At 62.8% G+C, this 1,905-nt stretch carries 2 protein-coding genes; both read right to left on the bottom strand.

The genetic code is table 11. From position 1 onward, the window contains the following. Positions 1–155: 155 nt before the first annotated feature. Positions 156–443 carry a site-specific integrase gene (locus tag MXD95_RS03985; RefSeq protein ID WP_250639153.1) on the bottom strand — a complete coding sequence of 96 codons (288 nt, stop codon included), beginning with the start codon at positions 441–443 and terminating at the stop codon, positions 156–158. A gap of 1,108 nt (positions 444–1,551) precedes the next feature. Next, positions 1,552–1,905, bottom strand: a 354-nt coding sequence (locus MXD95_RS03980) for a TOPRIM nucleotidyl transferase/hydrolase domain-containing protein (protein WP_250639152.1), incomplete at its 5' end; no start/stop codon positions are given.

Raw genomic sequence — 1,905 nt, 5'->3', positions numbered from 1 at the left:
GGCCCGCCCCCCCCCCCCCCCCCCCCCCCCCCCCCCCCCCCCCCCCCCCCCCCCCCCCCCCCCCCCCCCCCCCCCCCGGCGTCCGGGGCCAACCGCTCCGGAGACGTCAGACGGGCCGGCCCAGCGTGGCGAAGCTGTCGCAGACCGCGCGGTTGTCAGATGCGGTCGCCGAGGCCGAGCCGCTCGTGCTCGTTCTGGGCGCGGCGGGATCGTCCGGCGGAGCCATAGCGGCGGACCATCTGGGTGGTGCTCCACCCCATGTCGTCGGCGAGGGTCTGCTCTCCGCCACCGGCGCCGAGCCACGCATCGGCCAGCGCGTGCCGGGACAGATGCGGGTGCACCTCGATGCCAGCCTTTCGACCGCCCGCGGTCTGCAGGGTCTGGTCCCACCCGTCGAGCAGGAGCCGCCAGACCGGATCCGCCCCCGAAACGATCTCCACCATGCGGGCGAAATTACCATCTCGCTGACCGCTCAGCTTGACGAAAGTGGCTCCAATTACTACGGCCATGCCTGGTCAGCGATCTGATGTGCGTCCGGCAGGGATCGAACCTGCGACCTGGTGCTTAGAAGGCAAGATCCGGTCCTTGCTGGGCCGGGCGGCGCACAGGTGGCGATGTACACCGGTGTCCATGGTCGTCCGCCAACGTACGCGCCCGTTGCTACAGGCGTTGCTACACCCGGCCGGCGCACAGGAGAGGCTCCAACATCCCGCAGGAACCTTCAGATCCGTAGTGTCATCTGGATCATCCAGGCAGCTCTACGGACGTCCAGGGAGTCCGGCGACCTCTGCGATCGCGTCAGCCTGCGTTCATGGAGGTTTACCGAAGTCCGGCGGCTCGGCTGTCAGTTTGGCTGTCAAGCGCGCGAGAGATCGTTGCCTCAGGAAAGGGGATGAGTTGCCATTACTCCACCGCCGAGGGCCCACAGAGCGCTGGCAATCTTACGTGCGCTCTTACGTAGAGCAACCTTCATGCGTACCCCCAACCGGTAGATGCGGCAGATGTACAGCTCGCGACTGGTGAGGAACCAGGTCAACCAGCTAGCGATCATCGCAACTCCGAGGGCACGCCCGGCGACCCCGAATCGAACGGAGATTTGCCCCATCCTGAGACAACGATCACTCTGATTGTACTCCGCTTGCCCAACCGGTCAGGCGCGACCCGGCGATCACATAAGACCGGTATTGACAGTGGCACGCAAGGTGGCCGGGTCTGCGGATTAAGGGATCTTCGGTGCTTCGTCCGTGGACGTCCGTCGGCGTTGGTCACGGGCTCAGTCTCGTCCACCGAGTCCCGTGGCCGTCTCCCGCTGTCCGCGGACTTGGCTGCCACTCTGGCTGCCATCGCATCGCCGGAGACACTCACAGATCCATGCTTGACGATGATCTTGAATGGTGGCGGTAGGCGTCTACCCTGTCCGCTGACCGGACGGTTGGTCCGTCCATGGATTTCTGCCGCTGCCATCCTCGTCCGTCAACCATGCCGCCTGTATCGGCTCCGCTCCTGTCCATGCTCGTCCGCCAGCTTGGTACATAGTTTGGGCACACCGAGCTATGAAGCTATTGCTCGTTTAATTACTTCCGATAGTTCTGCAAGCCTCGCGGGCGGCACCACTCCCTGGCGAATTCGGTAAAGTGCATGCTGCGGTTTGCGGTGTTTTGGCTTGGTCCTTTCGATATTTAGAAATCCCTCGAGGTCTGGCGCGAAAGCGTGTATATGTATTGTAAACGGGTTTCGGCATCCCTCCAAGACGCCTTTCACTGCCGAGGCCATCTTTCTGTCCGAGTCTTCGTCGTATAGCACGGAATGGTATATTCCAAGGTGTCGGAATAGGTTCATGAAGCGATGGAGGTTAAACTTTCCCATTGCATCGAGTATAAACAGGCTGTCGTCATTGATTTGGAG

Source organism: Frankia sp. AiPa1 (assembly GCF_023243075.1).
Taxonomy (GTDB): domain Bacteria; phylum Actinomycetota; class Actinomycetes; order Frankiales; family Frankiaceae; genus Frankia.
This window is presented reverse-complemented; position numbering and strand designations above follow the sequence as displayed.